This is a genomic window from Streptococcus sp. SK643 (assembly GCF_000259505.1).
In the GTDB taxonomy this organism is placed as follows: Bacteria; Bacillota; Bacilli; order Lactobacillales; family Streptococcaceae; genus Streptococcus.
The window spans coordinates 1-20,354 of record NZ_AJMM01000019.1; the positions used below are offsets into that span (position 1 = coordinate 1).

Genomic DNA, 20,354 nt, shown 5'->3' on the forward strand with positions numbered 1-20,354 from the left:
TGATAATGGACTAGCCTTTCTTGCAGCGGTTCAGAAGACATTGCATAATTCGGATATGAGTTTGAAGGTAGAATTGCCCGAGTTATAAAGTCTCCATTTGATATAACAGCTGTTCATTTTGTTTTTGTACTCTCAAGATTTTAGTGACTGTGCAACAGCCATTCAATTTATTAATTTACTCTTATTATGACATGTTCATACTAAAAACCGCTCAGCCGAGCGGTTTTCGTCTATTCTTACCTTTTTACAGTACCCATGTACGGATAGCATGGGCAACGCCAGATTCGTCATTTGTTTTAGTGATGTATTTGGCGATTTTTTTGATTTCTGGATTTCCGTTTTCCATGACTACAGGGTTGCCAACGACTTCCAGCATGGCACGGTCATTTTCCTCGTCACCGATAGCCATGGTTTCATCTTTGGTCAATCCTAGTTTTTCAGCTAAGTGAGTAATAGCTGAACCCTTATCTACATTCTTTTTAAGGAGTTCGAGGTAGAAAGGAGCTGATTTGTTGATAGAGTAGCGCTCGTAAAATTCGGCTGGTATCTTTTCAATTGCAGCATCCAGAATCTCTGGTTCATCGATAAACATACATTTGACAATTTCCTTGTCAGCCATTTCTTCAGGAGTGCGGTAGAAGATAGGCATGCTGACGAGGGTTGATTCGTGCACAGTGTATTTTCCGATATTTCTATTGGCAGTATAGATACCGTCCTTGGTAATAGCGTGCATGTGAACACCGAGTTTGCGACTGAGGAATTCCATATCCAGATAATCCTCATAAGTCAAGGATTCGCTGATAATCTCATGGCCGGTAGCAGTTTCTTGGACCAGGGCACCATTGAAGGTCACAACATAGTCACCCTCGTCTCTCAACCGCAAGTCGTCCAGAAGTTTGGCAACACCTGCGATAGGGCGGCCAGTTGCAATCACGATTTTGACACCAGCTTCTTTGGCATCTTGGATGGCGGAAAAGACTTCAGGAGTAATCTCCTTTTGACTGTTGACTAGAGTTCCGTCGATATCGACGGCGATTAGTTTAATACTCATAAATTTCCTCTTCTAGTTTTTATTTGGGGTAAAATGATCGTTCTCAATCAAGTGTAAAAATTGCTGGGTAATACTTGCAAAGATGCTGTTTTGATCCAACATTTCTTTTGGGAAATAGAAACGATTATCTCCGTGGCGACTACCAGCAAGGGATTGGACGATAGGAGATAGGCTAGAGAGTTCTGCCAGTTGACCATTTTTCTGTAAAATCTCAATCTGTGTCCGTGGATTTTCAGATTCGGGACGATAGATATCATAAGGGAGGTCAAAGTTCTTATGAATAGCAGTGTAGTAGGCAGGATCAAAGCCGATATCCTCAACCAATTTTCTCATGCTAGCGAGTTGGTCTTGATTCTCTTGTGAAAAGGTAATGGATTTAAAGACCTTGCGGTTGACAAAGCGTTGCGATAAGTCAGCTAATATCTTGTCAGGACTGGTCATCCAGAGTTGGAAGTAGGTGTTCATCACACCATCATCCAGAGCCAGATAGTCTGATAGAGTAACCTTTTTTTCAAAGAAAGGAAGGAGGTGCGGAGAAGTACGTGCAAAGAAGTCCTTGTTCGCAGGATAAAGTTCCTTAGCTCGTTTGAGGAGATTTTGAAGGAGGACCTCCATAGCGCGTGTTGCTGGGTGGAAATAAACCTGCATATACATCTGGTAACGACTGAGTACGTAGTCTTCGATGGCATGCATGCCGTTGTGCTGAAAGGCGATACCGTTTTCGACAGGACGAATGACTCGGAGGATTCGAGTCAGGTCAAATTCTCCATAGGATGCTCCTGTAAAATAGGAGTCGCGCAAGAGATAGTCCATGCGGTCCGCATCAATCTGACTGGAAATGAGCTGCACGACCTGCTTGTTAGGATAGGTATGGTCGATGACACTAGCTACTTTTTCCGGAAAATCAGGAGCTACTTGTAGCAGGACTTGGTGAATCTCTGTCTCAGGACTTTGAATAATCTCCTGAGTGATGGCTTCATGGTCTGTATCAAAGAGATTTTCAAAAGTATGGGAGTAGGCACCATGCCCAAGGTCATGTAGGAGAGCAGCGGTCATGGTCAAGAGAGACTCGGCAGGATCCCATTCATCTGGATATTTTTCTTCAAAAATCTCAGTGATACGTCGTGCAATCTCATACACTCCTAAACAGTGGGAGAAGCGGCTGTGCTCCCCACCGTGGAAAGTATAACTGGACGTACCCAGTTGCTTGATACGACGCAAACGTTGAAATTCTTTGGTATTAATCAAGTCATAGATGATATGATTATTGACATGGATGTAGTTGTGAACTGGGTCACGGAATACTTTTTCGTTCATATGACCATTATAGCAAAAAGCCAGAGTTTTTGGTAAAATAGTAGGACAAGAGAGAAGAAAGAGGACCTGATGTGAAGATTCGGATGCGAAATACCATTCAGTTTGATGAGCAGTTGGAAGTGATTGACCAGCTTTATGATGTAGAGTTAAGAGAAAAGGGCGATTATAGCTATCTACTTTTTTACAATGAAGAAAAGGAAAAAGTGGTACTCAAGTTTCATGAGGAAGAACTAGTCATGACTCGTTTTTCTAAACCCAATACCATCATGCGTTTTTTAAAGGGACAGGATAGTTTAGCCTATATACCGACACCGATGGGGGTTCAGGAGTTTATCATTGAAACCAGTCGCTATGAGCTTGAAGGGCAAAAGATTTACCTAGACTATCAACTGCAAAACAAAGAGGGGCTACCCTTTGCCAGCTATCGTTTAGAAATTACTTGGGGTTAATAAGAAAAAGGTTGGCGATAGCCAACCTTATTTGATATAGAGTTCTTGATTGTTTAAGATGATTTCACGTACACTTGTAAACTTCTTGAGTTTTTTTAGTTCTTCTGGATGAGTAATGAGAGTGATAACATAGCCGTCTTTACCCATACGGCCAGTTCGGCCAGCACGGTGAGTGTAGGTTTCCATATCTCTTGGGACGTCAAAGTTTATGACACATTCTAGGCTATCGATATCAATTCCACGTGCCAGAAGGTCAGTAGCAAGAAGTAGGGTTAGTTGCTTGTCCTTGAATTTCTCTAAAATGACTTTCCTGAACTTGACGTTGACATCACTCGCGAGAGAAACAGCCAAGACATCGCGATACTGCAGTTTTTCCTCTGCGCTACCAAGGTCGGACAAGCTGTTAAAAAAAACTAAACCACGGAAATCTTCAACATAAGCTAATTTACGGAGTAACTCAACACGGTTACGTTGTTCCACTTGCATGTAGAAGTGCTGGATATTGTCCAACTTTTGGTCAGAGAGGTCGATGGTGCGCGTGTTAGGTGCAATCTTTTCTTGATCAAACTTAGTTGTTGCACTCATGTAGACCAGTTGGTGGTCACGAGGTGCGTAGTGGGTAATTTTCTCGACAAAGTGAATCTGAGAATCATCTAGTAACTGGTCAAATTCATCCAGGATGATGGATTCCACATTCATCATCTTGATTTTTTTCAGTTTAATGAGTTCAAAGATACGGCCTGGTGTACCGATGAGAATTTCCGGTCCTTTTTTGAGGCGCTCAATCTGACGTTTTTGGCTGGAACCAGATAAGAATAGTTGGGGATTTAATCCGATAGCTTCTGCCCAAGTCTTAGTTACCTCAAAAATCTGTCCTGCAAGTTCAGTATTAGGTGCCAGAATAAGTAATTGTTGGGCTTTTTTCTTTGTCAGTCTGAGGAGACTAGGCAGGAGATAGGCTAAAGTTTTCCCAGTTCCAGTTGGACTCACTCCAAGAAGAGTTTCTCCTGCAAGGATAGGATCAAAAAGTTGGGTTTGAATGGGTGTGAATTCTTGGAATCCAAGTTGTTCACTTAGTTCCTGCCATTCGGTAGGTAGTTTGGTTTTCATTTTTCTGCCTCAAATCTAATGCCAGCTTTCTGGCGCATGCTATAAAGTAGGTGGTGGACATGTGCTGCATCGTTCAGCCAGTCTTGGTAGAGAGATTGATCAGGTTCTTTCATCATGTTTGCAAATGTAACGGCTTCCTCAATCATGGTGTGGGGTGCTTGCTGGATAGGAAGATGAATGTCATTTCCTTTATGGTCTGTAAAAATAGCAGAGCGGATATGCTCGATAGTGTTGAGGGTCAAGGTACCATCAGCACTATAAATCTCGCAAGGAAGATTAGAAGTGATATTTTTTCCAGTCTTGATATGAACTTGGAAGTTAGGGTAGAATAGAATCCCATCTCCGTTTAGGTCCATGCTGTTTTCAAGTTGTTGCCCTTGATAGGAGGTATCTAGAGCCTTACCAAATAGACGAACAGCTGCATAAATGGGGTAAATACCCAAATCCATGAGAGCACCACCAGCAAAACGGTCTGAAAAGACATTTGGGGTCTGTCCAGCTAACAAGTCAGGCATCTTAGAAGAATACTTGGCATAGTTAAAATCAGCCCCTAAAATTTGCTTGTCTGCCAAAAAGTTTTTGATAGTAGTAAAAGCTTTCTCGTGGTAATTACGAGCCGCTTCAAAGATGAAAGAGTGATGATCCTCGGCTGTTTGGACTAAATCTTGCCATTCTTCTGGTCTCGTAACAGCTGGCTTTTCAAGGATGATGTGCTTACCCATTTCAAGGGCGAGCTTGGCTTGAGCATAATGTAAAGAATTTGGACTGGCAATATAGACCACATCGAAGGAGCTAGCGAAAAAATCTTCTAGCTTGTTAAACAAGTGGACATTACTGTAGCGATTAGCAAATATTTCTGCAGTTTCTATCTTTCTAGAATAAACTGCGACAAGCTGGTACTCTCCACTAGCATGGGCAGCCTCTATAAAATGATGACTGATGGCACCTGTTCCAATAATTCCTAGTTTCAGCATTCTTTTCTCCTTTTTCTGGCAAATCCTTTCTTCATTATATCATAGAATAGATGGACTATCCAATTACTGAGGAAATATTTAAAATAGACTACGATTTTTTTTAGAAAATGGTAAAATAGAGAGATGACTAAATGAATTGGAGTGAAAATGAGATTATTACCAATAAGAAAAATATCTCGTCAGTCTAAAAGGCTAGCGCTTTTTTTGACCTTTTGTGCAGGATATGTGGATGCCTATACCTTTATCGTAAGAGGAAATACCCTAGTAGCAGGACAAACTGGAAATGTTGTCTTTTTATCTGTCGAGTTAATTCATAATAATGTATCAGATGTGAGAGATAAGGTGATGACACTGGTAGCTTTTATGATGGGGGTATTTTTCCTAACTTTTTATAAGGAAAAATTAGGAATTGTCAAAAAGCCAATTTTTTCTTTATTACCCTTAGCATTCTTGTCTATTATTATCGGCTTTGTTCCTTTGACAGTTGACAATATTTACCTAGTTCCTCCACTAGCTTTTTGTATGGGCTTGGTAACAACTGCCTTTGGTGAAGTATCGGGGATTGCCTACAATAATGCTTTTATGACAGGAAACATCAAACGGACCATGCTAGCTTTTGGGGATTATTTTAGGACCAAGCACACACCATTTTTACGTGAAGGGATTATCTTTGTAAGCTTGCTTTTGAGTTTTAGTTTTGGAGTCGTTTTTTCAGCTTATTTGACTATTTTTTATAATGAGAAGACTATCCTAGGTATTCCAATCATGATGAGTATTTTTTACTCTAGTATGCTTTTTGCGAATTGGAGAAAAAAGGTGAAAGAAAAAGAGTAAATTTAGGTTGTTTTTACTTGTATCAAATTAGAAGATATGCTATACTTGAAGAGTTGACTATGCACATTCCTGTGCAACCGCACGAACATCGTTTCTCTAAGTGGTTCGTCCCACGATGCTAGGCGAGTCTTCACAAAAAATACGGGGAAACCCCAAAAATCATAGGAGGTGCATAATGAGCACATACGCAATTATCAAAACTGGCGGAAAACAAGTTAAAGTTGAAGTTGGTCAAGCAGTTTACGTTGAAAAATTGAACGTTGAAGCTGGTCAAGAAGTTACTTTTAACGAAGTTGTTCTTGTTGGTGGTGAAAACACTGTTGTCGGAACTCCACTTGTTGCTGGAGCTACTGTAGTTGGAACTGTTGAAAAACAAGGAAAACAAAAGAAAGTTGTTACTTACAAGTACAAACCTAAAAAAGGTAGCCACCGTAAACAAGGTCACCGTCAACCATATACTAAAGTTGTCATCAACGCAATCAACGCTTAATTTTAAGGAGAACACATGATACAAGCAGTCTTTGAGAGAGCCGAAGATGGCGAGCTGAGGAGTGCGGAAATTACTGGACACGCCGGTAGTGGCGAATACGGCTTTGATGTCGTGTGTGCATCGGTTTCTACGCTTGCCATTAACTTTATCAATTCCATTGAAAAATTTGCAGGCTATGAACCAATCTTAGAATTAAATGAAGATGAAGGTGGTTATCTGATGGTAGAAATTCCAAAGGATATTCCTTCACACCAGAGAGAAATGACTCAGTTATTCTTTGAATCGTTTTTCTTGGGTATGGCAAACTTATCGGAGAACTCTTCTGAGTTCGTCCAAACCAGAGTTATCACAGAAAACTAACACGGAGGAAAACATTATGTTAAAAATGACTCTTAACAACTTGCAACTCTTCGCCCACAAAAAAGGTGGAGGTTCTACATCAAACGGACGTGATTCACAAGCAAAACGTCTTGGAGCTAAAGCAGCTGACGGACAAACTGTAACAGGTGGATCAATCCTTTACCGTCAACGTGGTACACACATCTACCCAGGTGTGAACGTTGGACGTGGTGGAGACGATACTTTGTTCGCTAAAGTTGAAGGCGTAGTACGCTTTGAACGTAAAGGACGCGATAAAAAACAAGTTTCTGTTTACCCAATCGCTAAATAAAAAGGTCCAGTGAACCTTTTTATCCCGAGCCTTAAAATATAAAGGCGAGGAAGCTAGAAGTAGCATAAATAAGGCTTTCCGAGTTTTCGGAGAGCCTGTTTTTTTGGTTTGGTATCCATATTGGTACCCATATTTTAAAACCTATGTAAGAAGCGAATTTGTCAGCTACTTTATCTGTTGTTGAAAAATTATAATCTAGTAGAATTTTTACAGTAATGAATTTTATAAGGGAATAAGATATTGCAAAAATTGCTGAGGTTTGATAGTATAATTATATCTTAGTAAGCTAGCAGAAATATGGAAAGGATGTGAACCTGTATGAAAAAAATTATCACAATTATAGTCTGTTCAATCTCCTTTCTTGTTCTATCTGCTTGTGTCAGTAAGAAAAAACTTATTCTTCCTGAACCTGAAACGATTTCTGTAATTTCTCTGCAGAAAAAAATCTCAGAAGATGTTAAAACAATAACCAAGGGAGAAGAAATTTCAAAATTGATTGAGGAGATACAGAAACAGTCAAAACCCACAACTTTAGAAAGTTTAAATGATCAACCGACAAATGATAAAGATTACATCATTATCAAATTCACTCATCAGAATGAAGAAAATGATAGTGTAGCCTATCTATATACTATGAAAGAAAAACAGTATATTGAACAACCTTATGTTGGGATCTGGGAGATAAGTCCAGATATAGCTAATAGGATTGAGGAGTTTTTCTAGTTGATTTATAGAATAAAAGAAATCTTTAGAGAGTTTTCTTGTATCAAATTATGGAAAATCGAATTTGTATCATGTTTTAAACGGTAAATCAAAAAGATTTGCTGTTTTTATTTGTTTGAAATGAAATGAGGACGGGAAAAAGATATCATTCTAATTCTTGTATTGGGTTGTTAGAGTCTCATTTGAGACTTGAAAAGTTCATGACTTTTTTCCTTTGTGGAAAGCTTCTGAAATATGATATAATGGACAGATAGAGAAGTTGGAGGTAGAAGATGAACATTCAACAATTACGCTATGTTGTGGCCATTGCAAATAGTGGTACTTTTCGTGAAGCAGCTGAAAAGATGTATGTGAGTCAGCCAAGTCTGTCTATTTCTGTTCGAGATTTGGAAAAAGAGTTGGGCTTTAAGATTTTCCGTCGGACCAGCTCAGGGACTTTCTTGACTCGTCGTGGAATGGAGTTTTATGAGAAGGCTCAAGAGTTGGTCAAGGGCTTTGATATTTTTCAAAATCAGTATGCCAATCCTGAGGAAGAAAAGGATGAATTTTCAATTGCCAGTCAACACTATGACTTTTTACCACCAACCATTACAGCTTTTTCAAAACGTTATCCGGATTACAAAAATTTTCGTATTTTTGAGTCTACTACCGTTCAAATTCTGGATGAAGTGGCACAAGGTCACAGTGAGATTGGGATTATCTATCTAAATAACCAAAATAAAAAAGGAATTATGCAACGGGTTGAAAAGTTAGGTCTTGAAGTCATTGAATTGCTTCCTTTCCATACTCATATTTATTTGCGTGAAGGTCATCCTTTGGCAAAGAAAGATGAACTGGTTATGGAGGATTTGGTTGATTTACCAACAGTTCGCTTCACTCAAGAAAAGGATGAGTATCTCTATTATTCTGAGAATTTTGTAGACACTAGTTCTAGTTCTCAAATGTTTAATGTGACGGATCGCGCTACCTTAAACGGTATTTTGGAGCGGACAGACGCTTATGCGACTGGTTCAGGATTTTTAGATAGTGATAGTGTGAATGGCATTACAGTTATTCGACTTAAAGATAATCTCGATAATCGCATGGTCTATGTTAAACGTGAAGAAGTCGAACTCAGTCAGGCTGGAACTCTTTTCGTGGAAGTCATGCAAGAATATTTTAATCAGAAGAGGAAATCATGAAAAAAAGAGGAATAGTAGCAGTTTTGATTTTACTCTTAATTGCCCTAGATCAGTTGGTTAAATCCTATATTGTCCAGCAGATTCCATTAGGTGAGGTTCGGACTTGGATTCCGAAACTTGTTAGTTTAACTTACCTTCAAAATCGTGGCGCTGCCTTCTCCATGTTACAAGACCAGCAGTGGTTCTTTGCTATTATTACATTGGTCGTCATGGTAGGTGCCATTTGGTATCTACATAAACACATGGAAGACTCAATTTGGATGGTGATTGGCCTAACCTTAATCATCGCTGGAGGTCTTGGAAATTTTATTGATAGGCTGAGTCAAGGCTTTGTTGTGGATATGTTTCACCTAGACTTTATCAATTTTGCGATTTTTAATGTGGCAGATAGTTATCTGACTGTTGGTGTGATTATTTTATTGATTGCAATGCTAAAAGAGGAAATGAATGGAAATTAAAATTGAAAGTGGTGGACTGCGTTTAGACAAGGCTCTGTCGGATTTGACAGAATTGTCTCGTAGTCTTGCTAATGAACAAATCAAATTAGGACAGGTCTTGGTCAATGGACAAGTCAAGAAGGCCAAGTACACTGTTAAAGAAGATGATATCATCACTTATCATGTGCCAGAGCCGGAGGTCTTAGAGTATGTGGCTGAGGAGATTCCGCTAGAAATTATCTACCAAGATGAGGATGTGGCTGTCGTTAACAAACCTCAGGGGATGGTTGTGCATCCGAGTGCTGGTCATACCAGTGGGACCCTAGTAAATGCCCTTATGTATCATATTAAGGACTTATCGGGTATCAATGGGGTTCTGCGTCCAGGAATTGTTCACCGTATTGACAAGGATACGTCAGGTCTTCTCATGATTGCTAAAAATGATGATGCGCATCTAGCACTGGCCCAAGAACTTAAGGATAAAAAATCCCTACGAAAATATTGGGCGATTGTTCATGGAAATTTGCCCAATGATCGTGGTGTAATTGAAGCACCGATTGGTCGAAGTGAAAAAGACCGTAAGAAACAGGCTGTGACTGCGAAAGGCAAGCCAGCAGTGACTCGTTTCCACGTCTTGGAACGCTTTGGCGATTATAGCTTAGTAGAGTTACAACTGGAGACAGGGCGTACCCATCAAATCCGTGTTCACATGGCTTATATTGGCCATCCAGTCGCCGGTGATGAAGTCTATGGTCCGCGTAAAACACTTAAGGGACATGGACAATTTCTTCATGCCAAGACTCTAGGTTTTACTCATCCGAGAACAGGTGAGACCATGGAATTTACAGTAGATATTCCAGAGATTTTTAAGGAAACATTGGAGAGATTGAGAAAGAATTAGACGTGATAAAAGGTTGAGATGACTTGTCTCGACCTTTTTCCTATCAACTCTTTTCTATTTCCTATCATTCATGTTATAATGGATAAATATGAAGAATCGGAGTGAGACTATGAAATACAAACGGATTGTCTTTAAGGTGGGGACTTCTTCTCTAACGAATGAGGATGGAAGTCTGTCACGTAGCAAAGTGAAGGTTATTACTCAACAATTGGCTATGTTACATGAGGCGGGCCATGAATTAATCCTAGTATCATCTGGAGCGGTTGCTGCAGGTTTTGGAGCCTTAGGATTTAAGAAACGTCCGACTAAGATTGCGGATAAGCAGGCTTCAGCAGCGGTAGGGCAAGGCCTTTTATTGGAAGAATACACGACCAATCTTCTCTTGCGCCAAATCGTTTCTGCACAAATCTTGCTAACACAGGATGATTTTGTGGATAAGCGCCGTTATAAAAATGCCCATCAGGCTTTGTCAGTTCTACTTAGCCGTGGTGCAATTCCTATCATCAATGAGAATGACAGTGTCGTTATTGATGAGCTCAAGGTTGGGGATAATGATACTCTAAGTGCCCAGGTAGCAGCAATGGTCCAAGCAGACCTTTTGGTCCTCTTGACAGACGTAGACGGTCTTTATACAGGAAATCCTAATTCAGACCCAACAGCTAAACGTTTGGAGCGAATCGAGACTATCAATCGTGAGATTATTGATATGGCCGGTGGAGCAGGTTCGTCTAATGGTACAGGTGGCATGCTAACAAAAATCAAAGCTGCCACTATTGCGACAGAGTCAGGAGTTCCAGTTTATATTTGCTCATCCTTAAAACCAGATGCCATGATTGAAGCAGCAAATGAAACTAAGGACGGTTCATTCTTTGTTGCTCAAGAAAAGGGACTCCGCACCCAGAAACAATGGTTGGCCTTTTATGCCCAAAGTCAAGGGTCCATCTGGGTGGATGAGGGTGCCGCAGAAGCTCTCTCTCAACATGGCAAGAGTCTACTTTTATCTGGTATTGTTGAAGCAGAAGGAGCCTTTTCTTACGGTGATATCGTGACAGTATTTGACAAGGAAAGTGGAAAATCACTTGGAAAAGGACGCGTGCAATTTGGAGCATCTGCTTTGGAGGATATGTTGCGTTCTCAAAAAGCCAAGGGTGTCTTGATTCACCGTGACGACTGGATTTCCATTACTCCTGAAATCCAACTACTCTTTACAGAATTTTAGAGGTAAACTATGGTAAGTACACAAGAACAATTTGAGCAGGTACAGGCTGTTAAGAAGTCGATTAATACTGCAAGTGAAACAGTGAAAAATCAGGCCTTGTTAGCTATGGCTGATCATTTGGTAAAGGCTACGGAAGATATCTTAGCAGCCAATGCTCTTGATATGGCAGCGGCTAAGGGTAAAATCTCAGATGTGATGCTGGATCGTCTCTATTTAGATGCAGGACGTATCGAAGCCATGGCAAGTGGGATTCGTGAAGTGGTGGTTTTGCCAGATCCAATCGGTGAAATTTTAGAAACCAATCAACTTGAAAATGGTTTGATTATTACCAAGAAACGTGTAGCTATGGGTGTCATTGGCATTATCTATGAAAGTCGTCCAAATGTGACGTCTGACGCAGTGGCTTTGGCTCTTAAGAGTGGAAATGCGGTTGTTCTTCGTAGTGGAAAGGACGCCTACCAAACTGCTCATGCTATTGTGAAGGCCCTAAAGAAAGGCTTGGAATCAACTACTATCCATCCAGAAGTGATTCAACTAGTGGAAGATACCAGTCGTGACAGTAGCTATGCCATGATGAAGGCCAAGGGCTATCTAGACCTTCTTATTCCTCGTGGAGGGGCTGGCTTGATTAATGCAGTGGTTGAGAATGCTATCGTGCCAGTGATTGAGACAGGGACTGGAATTGTCCACGTCTATGTGGACAAGGATGCAGATGAAGACAAGGCTCTGTCTATCATCAACAATGCCAAAACTAGTCGTCCTTCTGTATGTAATGCCATGGAGGTCCTTCTCGTTCATGAAGATAAGGCGGCAAGCTTCCTTCCTCGCTTGGAGCAAGTTTTGGTTGTGGAGCGTAAAGAAGCTGGGCTAGAACCGATTCAATTCCGTTTGGATGAGAAAGCTAGTCAGTTTGTATCTGGCCAAGCAGCAGAAGATCAAGACTTTGATACAGAGTTTTTAGACTATATTTTAGCTATTAAGGTAGTGGGCAGTCTTGAAGAAGCGATAGATCATATTGAAGCTCATAGTACTCACCACTCAGATGCAATTGTTACTGAGAATGCGGATGCGGCAGCTTACTTTACAGACCAAGTAGACTCTGCTGCAGTCTATGTCAATGCCTCAACTCGTTTCACAGATGGTGGTCAATTTGGACTTGGTTGCGAAATGGGGATTTCAACTCAGAAACTTCATGCGCGTGGGCCAATGGGCTTAAAAGAATTAACCAGTTACAAGTATGTTGTCGCTGGTAATGGACAGATAAGGGAGTAAGAAATGAAGATTGGTTTTATCGGTTTAGGAAATATGGGAGCTAGCTTAGCCAAGGCTGTTTGGAAAGCTAGAAATACTGACACGATTCTTCTTTCTAATCTAAGTCAAGATAAGGTTGATACTTTTATTGCTAGTTATGGAGGTCAGGCTTCTAGCAATGAAGAAATCTTTGCAGAAGCAGATGTGATTTTTCTAGCTGTCAAGCCAGCACAGATATCTTCTTTACTTACGGAATTTCAATATATTCTTGAAAAACGTCAGAGTCTGCTCTTGATTTCCATGGCAGCTGGTGTAAGGTTGGAAAAATTGGCTAGTCTTGTTCCAAGTCAGCATCGTTTCATTCGTATGATGCCCAACACTCCAGTTTCTATCGGTCAAGGAGTCATTAGTTATGCCTTGTCAGCTAACTGCCAAGTAGATGATAAGGAAGTCTTTTGTCAACTTTTACAACATGCCGGTCTCTTGTTTGAAATCAGTGAAGGCTTAATTGATGCTGCGACTGGTCTTGCAGGTTGTGGGCCAGCCTTTGTCTATCTCTTCATTGAAGCTTTAGCAGACGCAGGTGTTCAGACAGGATTACCACGAGAAACTGCTCTACAAATGGCAGCTCAAACAGTTCTTGGTGCAGGTCAATTGGTCCTAGAAAGCAAACAACATCCAGGTGTTTTGAAAGACCAAGTTTGTAGCCCTGGAGGCTCTACCATCGCTGGAGTAGCCAGTCTAGAAGCTCATGCTTTTAGAGGAATCGTGATGGAGGCAGTCAATAAAGCCTATAAACGAACTAAAAAATTAGGCAAATAAGAGGTGGAGAAATCTACCTCTTTTATGCTTCTTTGAAATCAGTGTCTAAAAAGATTTTCACAATATCTATTTTTTTGATAAAATAGAAGATAGTAAAAAAGAAATGAGTTTGTCATGTCAAAAGGATTTTTAGTCTCGCTTGAGGGGCCTGAAGGTGCAGGAAAGACCAGTGTTTTAGAAGCCTTACTGCCGATATTAGAAGAAAAAGGAGTTGAGGTTCTGACTACACGAGAACCAGGTGGAGTCTTGATTGGTGAGAAAATTCGTGAAGTGATTTTGAATCCAAATCATACGCAGATGGATGCGAAGACAGAGTTGCTTCTTTATATTGCTAGTCGCAGACAGCACTTGGTAGAAAAGGTATTACCGGCTCTTGAAGCAGGTAAGTTGGTCATTATGGACCGCTTCATCGATAGTTCCGTTGCTTATCAGGGATTTGGTCGTGGCTTGGATATTGATGCCATTGATTGGCTCAATCACTTTGCGACAGATGGCCTTAAACCCGATTTGACAATCTATTTTGACATCGAGGTGGAAGAAGGTCTGGCACGTATTGCCGCTAATAGCGATCGTGAGGTCAATCGTTTGGATTTAGAAGGCTTAGATTTACATAAAAAAGTTCGTCAAGGTTACCTTTCTCTTTTGGAGAAAGAAGGAGACCGTATTGTCAAGATTAATGCCAGTCTTCCTTTGGATCAAGTTTTGGAAAATACCAAGTCTGTCTTATTTGAAAGAATAGGATTACGTAAATGAAGCAAGAGCAACTAAAAGATTTGCAACCAGAGCAGTTTGACCGTTTTGTCCGTATCTTGGATCAAAATCAGCTCAATCATGCCTATCTGTTTTCAGGCTTATTTGGTGGCTTGGATATGGCAAAATTTTTAGCTAAAAGTCTTTTTTGTACTGATAAGGTAGGTGTTTTACCCTGTGAAAAATGCCGAAATTGTAAGCTGATTGAAGAGGGAGAGTTCCCCGATGTTACCATGATTAAGCCAATCAATCAGATTATCAAGACAGAACGCATTCGGGAATTAGTTTCCCAGTTTTCCCAAGCAGGGATTGAAAGTCAGCAACAGGTCTTTATCATTGAGCAGGCAGAAAAGATGCATCCCAATGCTGCTAATTCTCTGCTCAAGGTCATCGAAGAGCCTCAGAGTGAGGCCTACATTTTCTTCTTGACTAGCGATGAGGAAAAAATATTACCGACCATTCGTAGTCGGACCCAGATTTTCCACTTTAAAAAGCAAGAAGAGAAGCTCATCTTACTCTTAGAACAACTGGGACTGGTTAAGAAAAAAGCGACTCTTTTAGCTCAGTTGAGTCTATCTCAGGCTGAAGCAGAAAAGTTGATCAATCAGGCTAGTTTTTGGACCTTGGTCGATGAAAGTGAACGCCTGCTGACTTGGTTAGTGGCTAAGAAAAAAGAAAGTTATTTGCAAGTTGCCAAACTAGCTAGCTTGGCAGATGATAAGGAAAAACAAGATCAGGTTTTACGGATTCTTGAAGTTCTCTGTGGACAAGATATCCTACAAGCAAGAGTAAGAGTGATTTTACAAGATTTGTTAGAAGCCAGAAAGATGTGGCAAGCCAATGTTAGTTTTCAAAATGCCATGGAATATATGGTATTGAAAGAAATATAAACTCAAAAATGAACGATATAGAAAGGAAAGGGCTGATTTATGGATAAAAAAGAATTATTTGATGCACTAGATGATTTTTCCCAGCAATTATTGGTGACCTTGGCAGATGTTGAAGCTATCAAGAAAAATCTCAAGAGCCTGGTCGAGGAAAATACAGCTCTTCGCTTGGAAAATTCTAAGTTGCGAGAACGTTTAGGGGAAGTGGAAGCAAATACACCTGCCAAAGGAAAACATGTACGAGAAAGTGTGCGTCGGATTTATAAAGATGGTTTTCACGTATGTAATGATTTTTATGGACAACGCCGAGAGCAGGATGAGGAATGTATGTTCTGTGACGAGTTATTATACAGGGAGTAGGCATGCAGATTCAAAAAAGTTTTAAGAGTCAATCGCCCTATGGCAAGCTCTACCTTGTAGCAACGCCGATTGGTAATCTAGATGATATGACCTTTCGAGCTATCCATACCTTGAAAGAAGTGGACTGGATTGCTGCTGAGGACACGCGCAATACAGGACTTTTGCTCAAGCATTTTGATATTTCCACTAAGCAAATCAGTTTCCATGAGCACAATGCCAAGGAAAAAATTCCTGATTTGATTGGTTTTTTGAAAGCAGGGCAAAGCATTGCTCAGGTCTCTGATGCAGGTCTGCCTAGCATCTCGGACCCTGGTCATGATTTGGTCAAGGCAGCCATTGAGGAAGATATTGCAGTTGTCACAGTTCCAGGCGCCTCTGCGGGGATTTCTGCCTTGATTGCCAGTGGTTTGGCGCCACAACCACATATCTTTTACGGCTTTTTACCGAGAAAATCAGGTCAGCAGAAGCAATTTTTCGACTTGAAAAAAGACTATCCTGAAACACAAATTTTCTATGAATCGCCCCATCGTGTGGCAGATACGTTAGAAAATATGCTAGAAGTCTACGGTGACCGCTCGGTCGTCTTGGTCAGAGAATTGACTAAAATCTATGAAGAATACCAAAGAGGTATCATTTCTGAGTTATTAGAAAACATTGCCGAAACGCCTCTCAAGGGAGAATGCCTACTCATCGTTGAAGGTGTCAGTCAGGATGTGGAGGAAAAGGACGAGGAAGATTTGTTCGTAGAAATCCAAGCCCGCATCCAACAAGGAATGAAGAAAAATCAAGCTATCAAGGAAGTAGCTAAGTTTTACCAGTGGAATAAGAGCCAGCTTTACGCTGCCTATCACGAATGGGAAGAAAATCAAGAAAATGACTAAACAGGGAAGTTTGCCTTCTTCCCTTTTTTTGTTATACTAGTAGAAGAAAAAATTAGAAAGATTTGTGGGTGTCAAACAGTCCAGTGAGGTGTTTTGATATGGACTTACGTCCCACCCAAAGAGGTATTAGTGTCGTGTCTCAATCTTATATCAATGTTATCGGTGCTGGTTTGGCAGGTTCTGAAGCAGCCTACCAAATCGCAGAACGTGGTATTCCAGTTAAACTCTATGAAATGCGTGGAATCAAATCAACACCCCAGCACAAAACAGACAATTTTGCTGAGTTGGTTTGCTCCAATTCTCTTCGCGGTGATGCTTTGACTAATGCTGTTGGGCTTCTCAAGGAAGAAATGCGTCGCCTGGGTTCTATTATCTTGGAATCTGCTGAGGCTACACGTGTTCCTGCAGGTGGGGCGCTTGCGGTGGACCGAGATGGTTTCTCCCAAATGGTGACCGAAAAAGTAGCAAATCATCCCCTAATCGAAGTAGTACGTGATGAAATTACAGAATTGCCGACAGATGTTATTACAGTTGTGGCGACTGGTCCCTTGACTAGCGATGCACTGGCTGAAAAGATCCATGCCCTTAATGACGGCGATGGTTTCTATTTCTACGATGCGGCAGCGCCTATTATCGATGTCAATACCATTGATATGAGCAAGGTCTATCTCAAGTCTCGTTATGATAAGGGAGAGGCGGCCTACCTCAATGCCCCTATGACCAAACAAGAGTTCATGGATTTCCATGAAGCCTTGGTCAATGCGGAAGAAGCACCGCTTAATTCTTTTGAAAAAGAAAAGTACTTTGAAGGCTGTATGCCTATCGAAGTCATGGCTAAACGTGGTATTAAAACCATGCTTTATGGTCCTATGAAACCAGTCGGTTTGGAGTATCCAGATGACTACACAGGACCTCGTGATGGAGAATTCAAAACACCTTATGCGGTGGTTCAGCTTCGTCAGGACAATGCTGCTGGTAGTCTCTATAATATCGTTGGTTTCCAGACCCACCTTAAATGGGGAGAACAAAAACGTGTTTTCCAAATGATTCCAGGTCTTGAAAATGCGGAGTTTGTACGTTATGGTGTCATGCACCGCAATTCTTATATGGATTCACCAAATCTTCTTGAGCAGACTTACCGTTCTAAGAAACAACCAAATCTCTTCTTTGCTGGTCAAATGACGGGTGTGGAAGGCTATGTTGAATCAGCAGCATCAGGTTTAGTAGCTGGCATTAACGCGGCTCGTCTCTTCAAGGGAGAAAGCGAGGCTATTTTCCCAGAGACAACAGCGATTGGAAGCTTAGCTCATTACATCACCCATGCAGACAGCAAGCACTTCCAACCAATGAATGTCAATTTTGGAATCATCAAGGAGTTGGAAGGCGAGCGTATCCGTGATAAGAAGGCTCGCTATGAAAAAATTGCAGAGCGTGCCCTTAGCGACTTAGAGGAATTTTTAACGGTTTAATTTTTTTGAAAGAATTGCTCATGATACTATAAATATCTTAGAAATTGTGATAAAATAGGTAGGATAAAAGAAGGAGAGTGAAAATGTCGAATCCCAAGTATAAACGTATTTTAATCAAGTTATCAGGTGAAGCCCTTGCCGGTGAACGTGGCGTAGGGATTGATATCCAAACAGTTCAAACAATCGCAAAAGAGATTCAAGAAGTTCATAGCTTAGGTATCGAAATTGCCCTTGTTATCGGTGGAGGAAATCTCTGGCGTGGTGAACCTGCTGCAGAAGCAGGTATGGACCGCGTTCAGGCAGATTACACAGGAATGCTTGGGACTGTTATGAATGCTCTTGTGATGGCAGATTCATTGCAACAAGTTGGTGTCGATACGCGTGTGCAAACAGCTATTGCCATGCAACAAGTAGCAGAACCTTATGTACGTGGACGTGCCCTTCGTCACCTTGAAAAAGGTCGTATCGTTATCTTTGGTGCTGGAATTGGTTCACCTTACTTCTCAACAGATACAACAGCGGCCCTTCGTGCAGCTGAAATCGAAGCGGATGCTATCCTTATGGCTAAAAATGGAGTAGATGGTGTTTACAATGCCGATCCTAAGAAGGACAAGACAGCTGTTAAATTCGAAGAATTGACTCACCGTGACGTTATCAATAAAGGTCTTCGTATCATGGACTCAACAGCTTCAACCCTCTCAATGGATAACGACATTGACTTGGTTGTCTTCAACATGAACCAACCAGGCAACATCAAACGTGTCGTTTTTGGAGAAAATATCGGAACAACAGTTTCAAATAATATCGAAGAAAAGGAATAAGAAAGATTATGGCTAACGCAATTATTGAAAAAGCTAAAGAGAGAATGACCCAGTCTCACCAATCACTTGCTCGTGAATTTGGTGGTATCCGTGCAGGCCGTGCCAATGCAAGTTTGCTTGACCGTGTACATGTAGAATACTATGGAGTAGAAACTCCTCTTAACCAAATCGCTTCAATTACGATTCCAGAAGCGCGTGTTTTGTTGGTAACACCATTTGACAAGTCTTCATTGAAAGACATCGAACGTGCCTTGAATGCCTCTGATCTTGGTATCACACCAGCTAACGACGGTTCTGTGATCCGCTTGGTGATCCCAGCTCTTACAGAAGAAACTCGTCGTGACCTTGCTAAAGAAGTGAAGAAGGTTGGTGAGAATGCTAAAGTGGCTGTCCGCAATATCCGTCGTGATGCTATGGACGAAGCCAAGAAACAAGAAAAAGCAAAAGAAATCACTGAAGACGAATTGAAGACTCTTGAAAAAGATATTCAAAAAGTAACAGACGATGCTGTTAAACACATCGACGACATGACTGCCAACAAAGAGAAAGAACTTTTGGAAGTCTAAAAATAAACAGAAAAACTCAGTTGGCATTGCTGGCTGAGTTTTATTCGAAAGAAGGAAATATGAATACAAATCTTGCAAGTTTTATTGTTGGACTCATCATCGATGAAAATGACCGTTTTTACTTTGTGCAAAAGGATGGTCAGACCTATGCACTTGCCAAGGAAGAAGGTCAGCATACAGTAGGCGATACGGTTAAAGGTTTTGCCTACACAGACATGAAGCAAAAACTTCGCCTGACAACTCTGGAAGTGACTGCTACTCAGGACCAATTTGGTTGGGGAACTGTAACGGAAGTTCGTAAAGACTTGGGTGTCTTTGTGGATACAGGCCTTCCTGACAAGGAAATCGTTGTGTCACTCGATATTCTCCCTGAGCTTAAGGAACTTTGGCCTAAGAAGGGTGATCAACTCTACATCCGTCTTGAAGTGGACAAGAAAGACCGTATCTGGGGCCTTTTGGCTTATCAAGAAGACTTCCAACGTTTGGCTCGTCCTGCCTACAATAACATGCAGAACCAAAACTGGCCAGCCATTGTATATCGTCTCAAGCTGTCAGGAACTTTTGTTTACCTGCCAGAAAACAACATGCTTGGCTTTATCCATCCAAGTGAGCGCTACGCAGAGCCACGTTTGGGTCAAGTCTTAGATGCGCGTGTCATTGGTTTCCGCGAAGTAGACCGTACCTTGAACCTCTCCCTCAAACCACGTTCCTTTGAAATGTTGGAAAATGATGCCCAGATGATTTTGACTTACTTGGAAAGCAATGGTGGTTTCATGACCTTAAATGATAAGTCATCTCCAGACGATATCAAGGCAACCTTTGGCATTTCTAAAGGTCAGTTCAAGAAAGCACTTGGAGGCTTGATGAAGGCTGGTAAGATCAAGCAAGACCAGTTTGGTACAGAGTTGATTTAGGGAGACTTATGAGAAAATCATTTTACACTTGGCTCATGACTGAGCGCAATCCTAAAAGTAATAGTCCTAAAGCTATCTTGGCAGACCTAGCTTTTGAAGAGTCAGCATTCCCCAAACACACGGATGATTTTGATGAGGTGAGTCGCTTTTTGGAGGAGCATGCCAGTTTCTCTTTTAACCTAGGAGACTTTGACGCTATCTGGCAAGAATACTTAGAACACTAGCATTTATTCATTGGGATTGGGCTAGTAATTTCTCCATCCCTTTGCTATAATAT

25 protein-coding genes, 1 pseudogene and 1 other annotated feature are annotated in these 20,354 nt (G+C 41.1%); of the genes and pseudogenes, 22 read left to right on the forward strand and 4 right to left on the reverse strand.

Features of this window, described 5'->3' with window-relative positions:
• Nucleotides 1-88: pseudogene (locus tag HMPREF1117_RS12120) on the forward strand (DUF6572 domain-containing protein); the annotation flags it as partial.
• Nucleotides 89-244: 156 nt separating this feature from the next.
• On the opposite strand, the gene yidA reads toward HMPREF1117_RS12120, so the two are convergent.
• Both yidA and HMPREF1117_RS07140 read right to left on the reverse strand, forming a co-directional pair.
• A complete protein-coding gene (yidA, locus tag HMPREF1117_RS07135; protein WP_000023499.1) occupies nucleotides 245-1,051 on the reverse strand; it encodes a sugar-phosphatase in 807 nt (268 codons plus the stop codon).
• Nucleotides 1,052-1,063: 12 nt separating this feature from the next.
• Nucleotides 1,064-2,368 (reverse strand): HD domain-containing protein, encoded by a 1,305-nt coding sequence (locus tag HMPREF1117_RS07140; protein ID WP_001003470.1) that lies wholly within the window; start codon nucleotides 2,366-2,368, stop codon nucleotides 1,064-1,066.
• A 71-nt stretch (nucleotides 2,369-2,439) separates the two neighbouring features.
• Between HMPREF1117_RS07140 and HMPREF1117_RS07145 the strand changes: the two genes are divergently transcribed.
• Entirely contained in the window at nucleotides 2,440-2,817 is a 378-nt protein-coding gene (locus tag HMPREF1117_RS07145) for a DUF1934 domain-containing protein (protein WP_007556979.1), read from the forward strand.
• Nucleotides 2,818-2,844: 27 nt separating this feature from the next.
• Here the strand turns inward: HMPREF1117_RS07145 and HMPREF1117_RS07150 are convergent, their stop codons facing one another.
• Complete coding sequence (locus tag HMPREF1117_RS07150) at nucleotides 2,845-3,927, reverse strand: DEAD/DEAH box helicase (protein WP_000850594.1); 1,083 nt, start codon at nucleotides 3,925-3,927, stop codon at nucleotides 2,845-2,847.
• Entirely contained in the window at nucleotides 3,924-4,901 is a 978-nt protein-coding gene (locus HMPREF1117_RS07155; RefSeq protein ID WP_000915850.1) for a Gfo/Idh/MocA family protein, read from the reverse strand. The genes HMPREF1117_RS07150 and HMPREF1117_RS07155 overlap by 4 nt, the downstream gene beginning before the upstream one ends.
• A gap of 147 nt (nucleotides 4,902-5,048) precedes the next feature.
• Between HMPREF1117_RS07155 and HMPREF1117_RS07160 the strand changes: the two genes are divergently transcribed.
• The 20 genes from HMPREF1117_RS07160 (at nucleotide 5,049) to HMPREF1117_RS07255 (ending at nucleotide 20,301) form a co-directional block, all read left to right on the forward strand.
• Nucleotides 5,049-5,735 (forward strand): YoaK family protein, encoded by a 687-nt coding sequence (locus HMPREF1117_RS07160; RefSeq protein WP_001238351.1) that lies wholly within the window; start codon nucleotides 5,049-5,051, stop codon nucleotides 5,733-5,735.
• A gap of 65 nt (nucleotides 5,736-5,800) precedes the next feature.
• Nucleotides 5,801-5,875: a sequence feature (ribosomal protein L21 leader region), on the forward strand.
• 35 nt (nucleotides 5,876-5,910) lie between these two features.
• Nucleotides 5,911-6,225, forward strand: coding sequence for a 50S ribosomal protein L21 (gene rplU / locus HMPREF1117_RS07165; RefSeq protein WP_000109141.1), 315 nt, complete (start codon nucleotides 5,911-5,913; stop codon nucleotides 6,223-6,225).
• A gap of 15 nt (nucleotides 6,226-6,240) precedes the next feature.
• Complete coding sequence (locus HMPREF1117_RS07170) at nucleotides 6,241-6,585, forward strand: ribosomal-processing cysteine protease Prp (protein ID WP_000613707.1); 345 nt, start codon at nucleotides 6,241-6,243, stop codon at nucleotides 6,583-6,585.
• Nucleotides 6,586-6,601: 16 nt separating this feature from the next.
• Nucleotides 6,602-6,895 carry a 50S ribosomal protein L27 gene (rpmA, locus tag HMPREF1117_RS07175; protein WP_000916509.1) on the forward strand — a complete coding sequence of 98 codons (294 nt, stop codon included), beginning with the start codon at nucleotides 6,602-6,604 and terminating at the stop codon, nucleotides 6,893-6,895.
• A gap of 318 nt (nucleotides 6,896-7,213) precedes the next feature.
• Nucleotides 7,214-7,618, forward strand: a complete 405-nt coding sequence (locus tag HMPREF1117_RS07180) for a DUF5301 domain-containing protein (RefSeq protein ID WP_000720924.1) — start codon at nucleotides 7,214-7,216, stop codon at nucleotides 7,616-7,618.
• Nucleotides 7,619-7,890: 272 nt separating this feature from the next.
• Nucleotides 7,891-8,799, forward strand: coding sequence for a LysR family transcriptional regulator (locus HMPREF1117_RS07185; protein WP_001025699.1), 909 nt, complete (start codon nucleotides 7,891-7,893; stop codon nucleotides 8,797-8,799).
• Nucleotides 8,796-9,257 (forward strand): signal peptidase II, encoded by a 462-nt coding sequence (gene lspA, locus HMPREF1117_RS07190; RefSeq protein ID WP_000745695.1) that lies wholly within the window; start codon nucleotides 8,796-8,798, stop codon nucleotides 9,255-9,257. The genes HMPREF1117_RS07185 and lspA overlap by 4 nt, the downstream gene beginning before the upstream one ends.
• On the forward strand, nucleotides 9,247-10,137 hold the full coding sequence (locus HMPREF1117_RS07195; protein ID WP_000403185.1) for an RluA family pseudouridine synthase: 891 nt from the start codon (nucleotides 9,247-9,249) through the stop codon (nucleotides 10,135-10,137). Before lspA ends, HMPREF1117_RS07195 begins: the two co-directional genes overlap by 11 nt.
• Nucleotides 10,138-10,246: 109 nt before the next feature.
• Nucleotides 10,247-11,356 (forward strand): glutamate 5-kinase, encoded by a 1,110-nt coding sequence (proB, locus tag HMPREF1117_RS07200; protein ID WP_000875760.1) that lies wholly within the window; start codon nucleotides 10,247-10,249, stop codon nucleotides 11,354-11,356.
• Nucleotides 11,357-11,365: 9 nt separating this feature from the next.
• Nucleotides 11,366-12,628, forward strand: a complete 1,263-nt coding sequence (locus HMPREF1117_RS07205) for a glutamate-5-semialdehyde dehydrogenase (protein WP_000255287.1) — start codon at nucleotides 11,366-11,368, stop codon at nucleotides 12,626-12,628.
• Between the two features lie 3 nt (nucleotides 12,629-12,631).
• Nucleotides 12,632-13,429, forward strand: a complete 798-nt coding sequence (gene proC / locus HMPREF1117_RS07210; protein ID WP_000689688.1) for a pyrroline-5-carboxylate reductase — start codon at nucleotides 12,632-12,634, stop codon at nucleotides 13,427-13,429.
• A gap of 114 nt (nucleotides 13,430-13,543) precedes the next feature.
• Nucleotides 13,544-14,182 (forward strand): dTMP kinase, encoded by a 639-nt coding sequence (tmk, locus tag HMPREF1117_RS07215; protein WP_000033371.1) that lies wholly within the window; start codon nucleotides 13,544-13,546, stop codon nucleotides 14,180-14,182.
• Nucleotides 14,179-15,069, forward strand: a complete 891-nt coding sequence (locus HMPREF1117_RS07220) for a DNA polymerase III subunit delta' (RefSeq protein ID WP_000808205.1) — start codon at nucleotides 14,179-14,181, stop codon at nucleotides 15,067-15,069. Before tmk ends, HMPREF1117_RS07220 begins: the two co-directional genes overlap by 4 nt.
• A gap of 39 nt (nucleotides 15,070-15,108) precedes the next feature.
• Nucleotides 15,109-15,426 carry a DNA replication initiation control protein YabA gene (gene yabA, locus HMPREF1117_RS07225; protein WP_000358230.1) on the forward strand — a complete coding sequence of 106 codons (318 nt, stop codon included), beginning with the start codon at nucleotides 15,109-15,111 and terminating at the stop codon, nucleotides 15,424-15,426.
• A gap of 2 nt (nucleotides 15,427-15,428) precedes the next feature.
• Nucleotides 15,429-16,307, forward strand: a complete 879-nt coding sequence (gene rsmI, locus HMPREF1117_RS07230; protein WP_001166909.1) for a 16S rRNA (cytidine(1402)-2'-O)-methyltransferase — start codon at nucleotides 15,429-15,431, stop codon at nucleotides 16,305-16,307.
• Between the two features lie 134 nt (nucleotides 16,308-16,441).
• Complete coding sequence (gene trmFO, locus HMPREF1117_RS07235) at nucleotides 16,442-17,776, forward strand: methylenetetrahydrofolate--tRNA-(uracil(54)-C(5))-methyltransferase (FADH(2)-oxidizing) TrmFO (RefSeq protein ID WP_007557037.1); 1,335 nt, start codon at nucleotides 16,442-16,444, stop codon at nucleotides 17,774-17,776.
• An 83-nt stretch (nucleotides 17,777-17,859) separates the two neighbouring features.
• Complete coding sequence (gene pyrH, locus HMPREF1117_RS07240) at nucleotides 17,860-18,597, forward strand: UMP kinase (RefSeq protein ID WP_000070192.1); 738 nt, start codon at nucleotides 17,860-17,862, stop codon at nucleotides 18,595-18,597.
• An 8-nt stretch (nucleotides 18,598-18,605) separates the two neighbouring features.
• A complete protein-coding gene (gene frr / locus HMPREF1117_RS07245; RefSeq protein ID WP_001262225.1) occupies nucleotides 18,606-19,163 on the forward strand; it encodes a ribosome recycling factor in 558 nt (185 codons plus the stop codon).
• A gap of 59 nt (nucleotides 19,164-19,222) precedes the next feature.
• Nucleotides 19,223-20,077 carry an RNA-binding virulence regulatory protein CvfB gene (gene cvfB / locus HMPREF1117_RS07250; protein WP_001095459.1) on the forward strand — a complete coding sequence of 285 codons (855 nt, stop codon included), beginning with the start codon at nucleotides 19,223-19,225 and terminating at the stop codon, nucleotides 20,075-20,077.
• 8 nt (nucleotides 20,078-20,085) lie between these two features.
• Nucleotides 20,086-20,301, forward strand: a complete 216-nt coding sequence (locus HMPREF1117_RS07255) for a YozE family protein (RefSeq protein ID WP_001232084.1) — start codon at nucleotides 20,086-20,088, stop codon at nucleotides 20,299-20,301.
• Nucleotides 20,302-20,354: the final 53 nt, after the last annotated feature.

What these genes read in the sequence shown, in the direction of transcription:
- HMPREF1117_RS07205 (WP_000255287.1), top strand. Translation starts at nt 11,366, where the DNA reads ATGGTAAGTACACAAGAACAATTTGAGCAGGTACAGGCTGTTAAGAAG.
- yidA (WP_000023499.1), bottom strand. Translation starts at nt 1,051, where the DNA reads ATGAGTATTAAACTAATCGCCGTCGATATCGACGGAACTCTAGTCAAC.
- cvfB (WP_001095459.1), top strand. Translation starts at nt 19,223, where the DNA reads ATGAATACAAATCTTGCAAGTTTTATTGTTGGACTCATCATCGATGAA.
- HMPREF1117_RS07170 (WP_000613707.1), top strand. Translation starts at nt 6,241, where the DNA reads ATGATACAAGCAGTCTTTGAGAGAGCCGAAGATGGCGAGCTGAGGAGT.
- pyrH (WP_000070192.1), top strand. Translation starts at nt 17,860, where the DNA reads ATGTCGAATCCCAAGTATAAACGTATTTTAATCAAGTTATCAGGTGAA.
- yabA (WP_000358230.1), top strand. Translation starts at nt 15,109, where the DNA reads ATGGATAAAAAAGAATTATTTGATGCACTAGATGATTTTTCCCAGCAA.
- rplU (WP_000109141.1), top strand. Translation starts at nt 5,911, where the DNA reads ATGAGCACATACGCAATTATCAAAACTGGCGGAAAACAAGTTAAAGTT.
- HMPREF1117_RS07255 (WP_001232084.1), top strand. Translation starts at nt 20,086, where the DNA reads ATGAGAAAATCATTTTACACTTGGCTCATGACTGAGCGCAATCCTAAA.
- rpmA (WP_000916509.1), top strand. Translation starts at nt 6,602, where the DNA reads ATGTTAAAAATGACTCTTAACAACTTGCAACTCTTCGCCCACAAAAAA.
- HMPREF1117_RS07160 (WP_001238351.1), top strand. Translation starts at nt 5,049, where the DNA reads ATGAGATTATTACCAATAAGAAAAATATCTCGTCAGTCTAAAAGGCTA.
- proB (WP_000875760.1), top strand. Translation starts at nt 10,247, where the DNA reads ATGAAATACAAACGGATTGTCTTTAAGGTGGGGACTTCTTCTCTAACG.
- HMPREF1117_RS07220 (WP_000808205.1), top strand. Translation starts at nt 14,179, where the DNA reads ATGAAGCAAGAGCAACTAAAAGATTTGCAACCAGAGCAGTTTGACCGT.
- HMPREF1117_RS07140 (WP_001003470.1), bottom strand. Translation starts at nt 2,368, where the DNA reads ATGAACGAAAAAGTATTCCGTGACCCAGTTCACAACTACATCCATGTC.
- frr (WP_001262225.1), top strand. Translation starts at nt 18,606, where the DNA reads ATGGCTAACGCAATTATTGAAAAAGCTAAAGAGAGAATGACCCAGTCT.
- HMPREF1117_RS07180 (WP_000720924.1), top strand. Translation starts at nt 7,214, where the DNA reads ATGAAAAAAATTATCACAATTATAGTCTGTTCAATCTCCTTTCTTGTT.
- tmk (WP_000033371.1), top strand. Translation starts at nt 13,544, where the DNA reads ATGTCAAAAGGATTTTTAGTCTCGCTTGAGGGGCCTGAAGGTGCAGGA.
- proC (WP_000689688.1), top strand. Translation starts at nt 12,632, where the DNA reads ATGAAGATTGGTTTTATCGGTTTAGGAAATATGGGAGCTAGCTTAGCC.
- HMPREF1117_RS07195 (WP_000403185.1), top strand. Translation starts at nt 9,247, where the DNA reads ATGGAAATTAAAATTGAAAGTGGTGGACTGCGTTTAGACAAGGCTCTG.
- HMPREF1117_RS07185 (WP_001025699.1), top strand. Translation starts at nt 7,891, where the DNA reads ATGAACATTCAACAATTACGCTATGTTGTGGCCATTGCAAATAGTGGT.
- HMPREF1117_RS07155 (WP_000915850.1), bottom strand. Translation starts at nt 4,901, where the DNA reads ATGCTGAAACTAGGAATTATTGGAACAGGTGCCATCAGTCATCATTTT.
- HMPREF1117_RS07150 (WP_000850594.1), bottom strand. Translation starts at nt 3,927, where the DNA reads ATGAAAACCAAACTACCTACCGAATGGCAGGAACTAAGTGAACAACTT.
- rsmI (WP_001166909.1), top strand. Translation starts at nt 15,429, where the DNA reads ATGCAGATTCAAAAAAGTTTTAAGAGTCAATCGCCCTATGGCAAGCTC.
- lspA (WP_000745695.1), top strand. Translation starts at nt 8,796, where the DNA reads ATGAAAAAAAGAGGAATAGTAGCAGTTTTGATTTTACTCTTAATTGCC.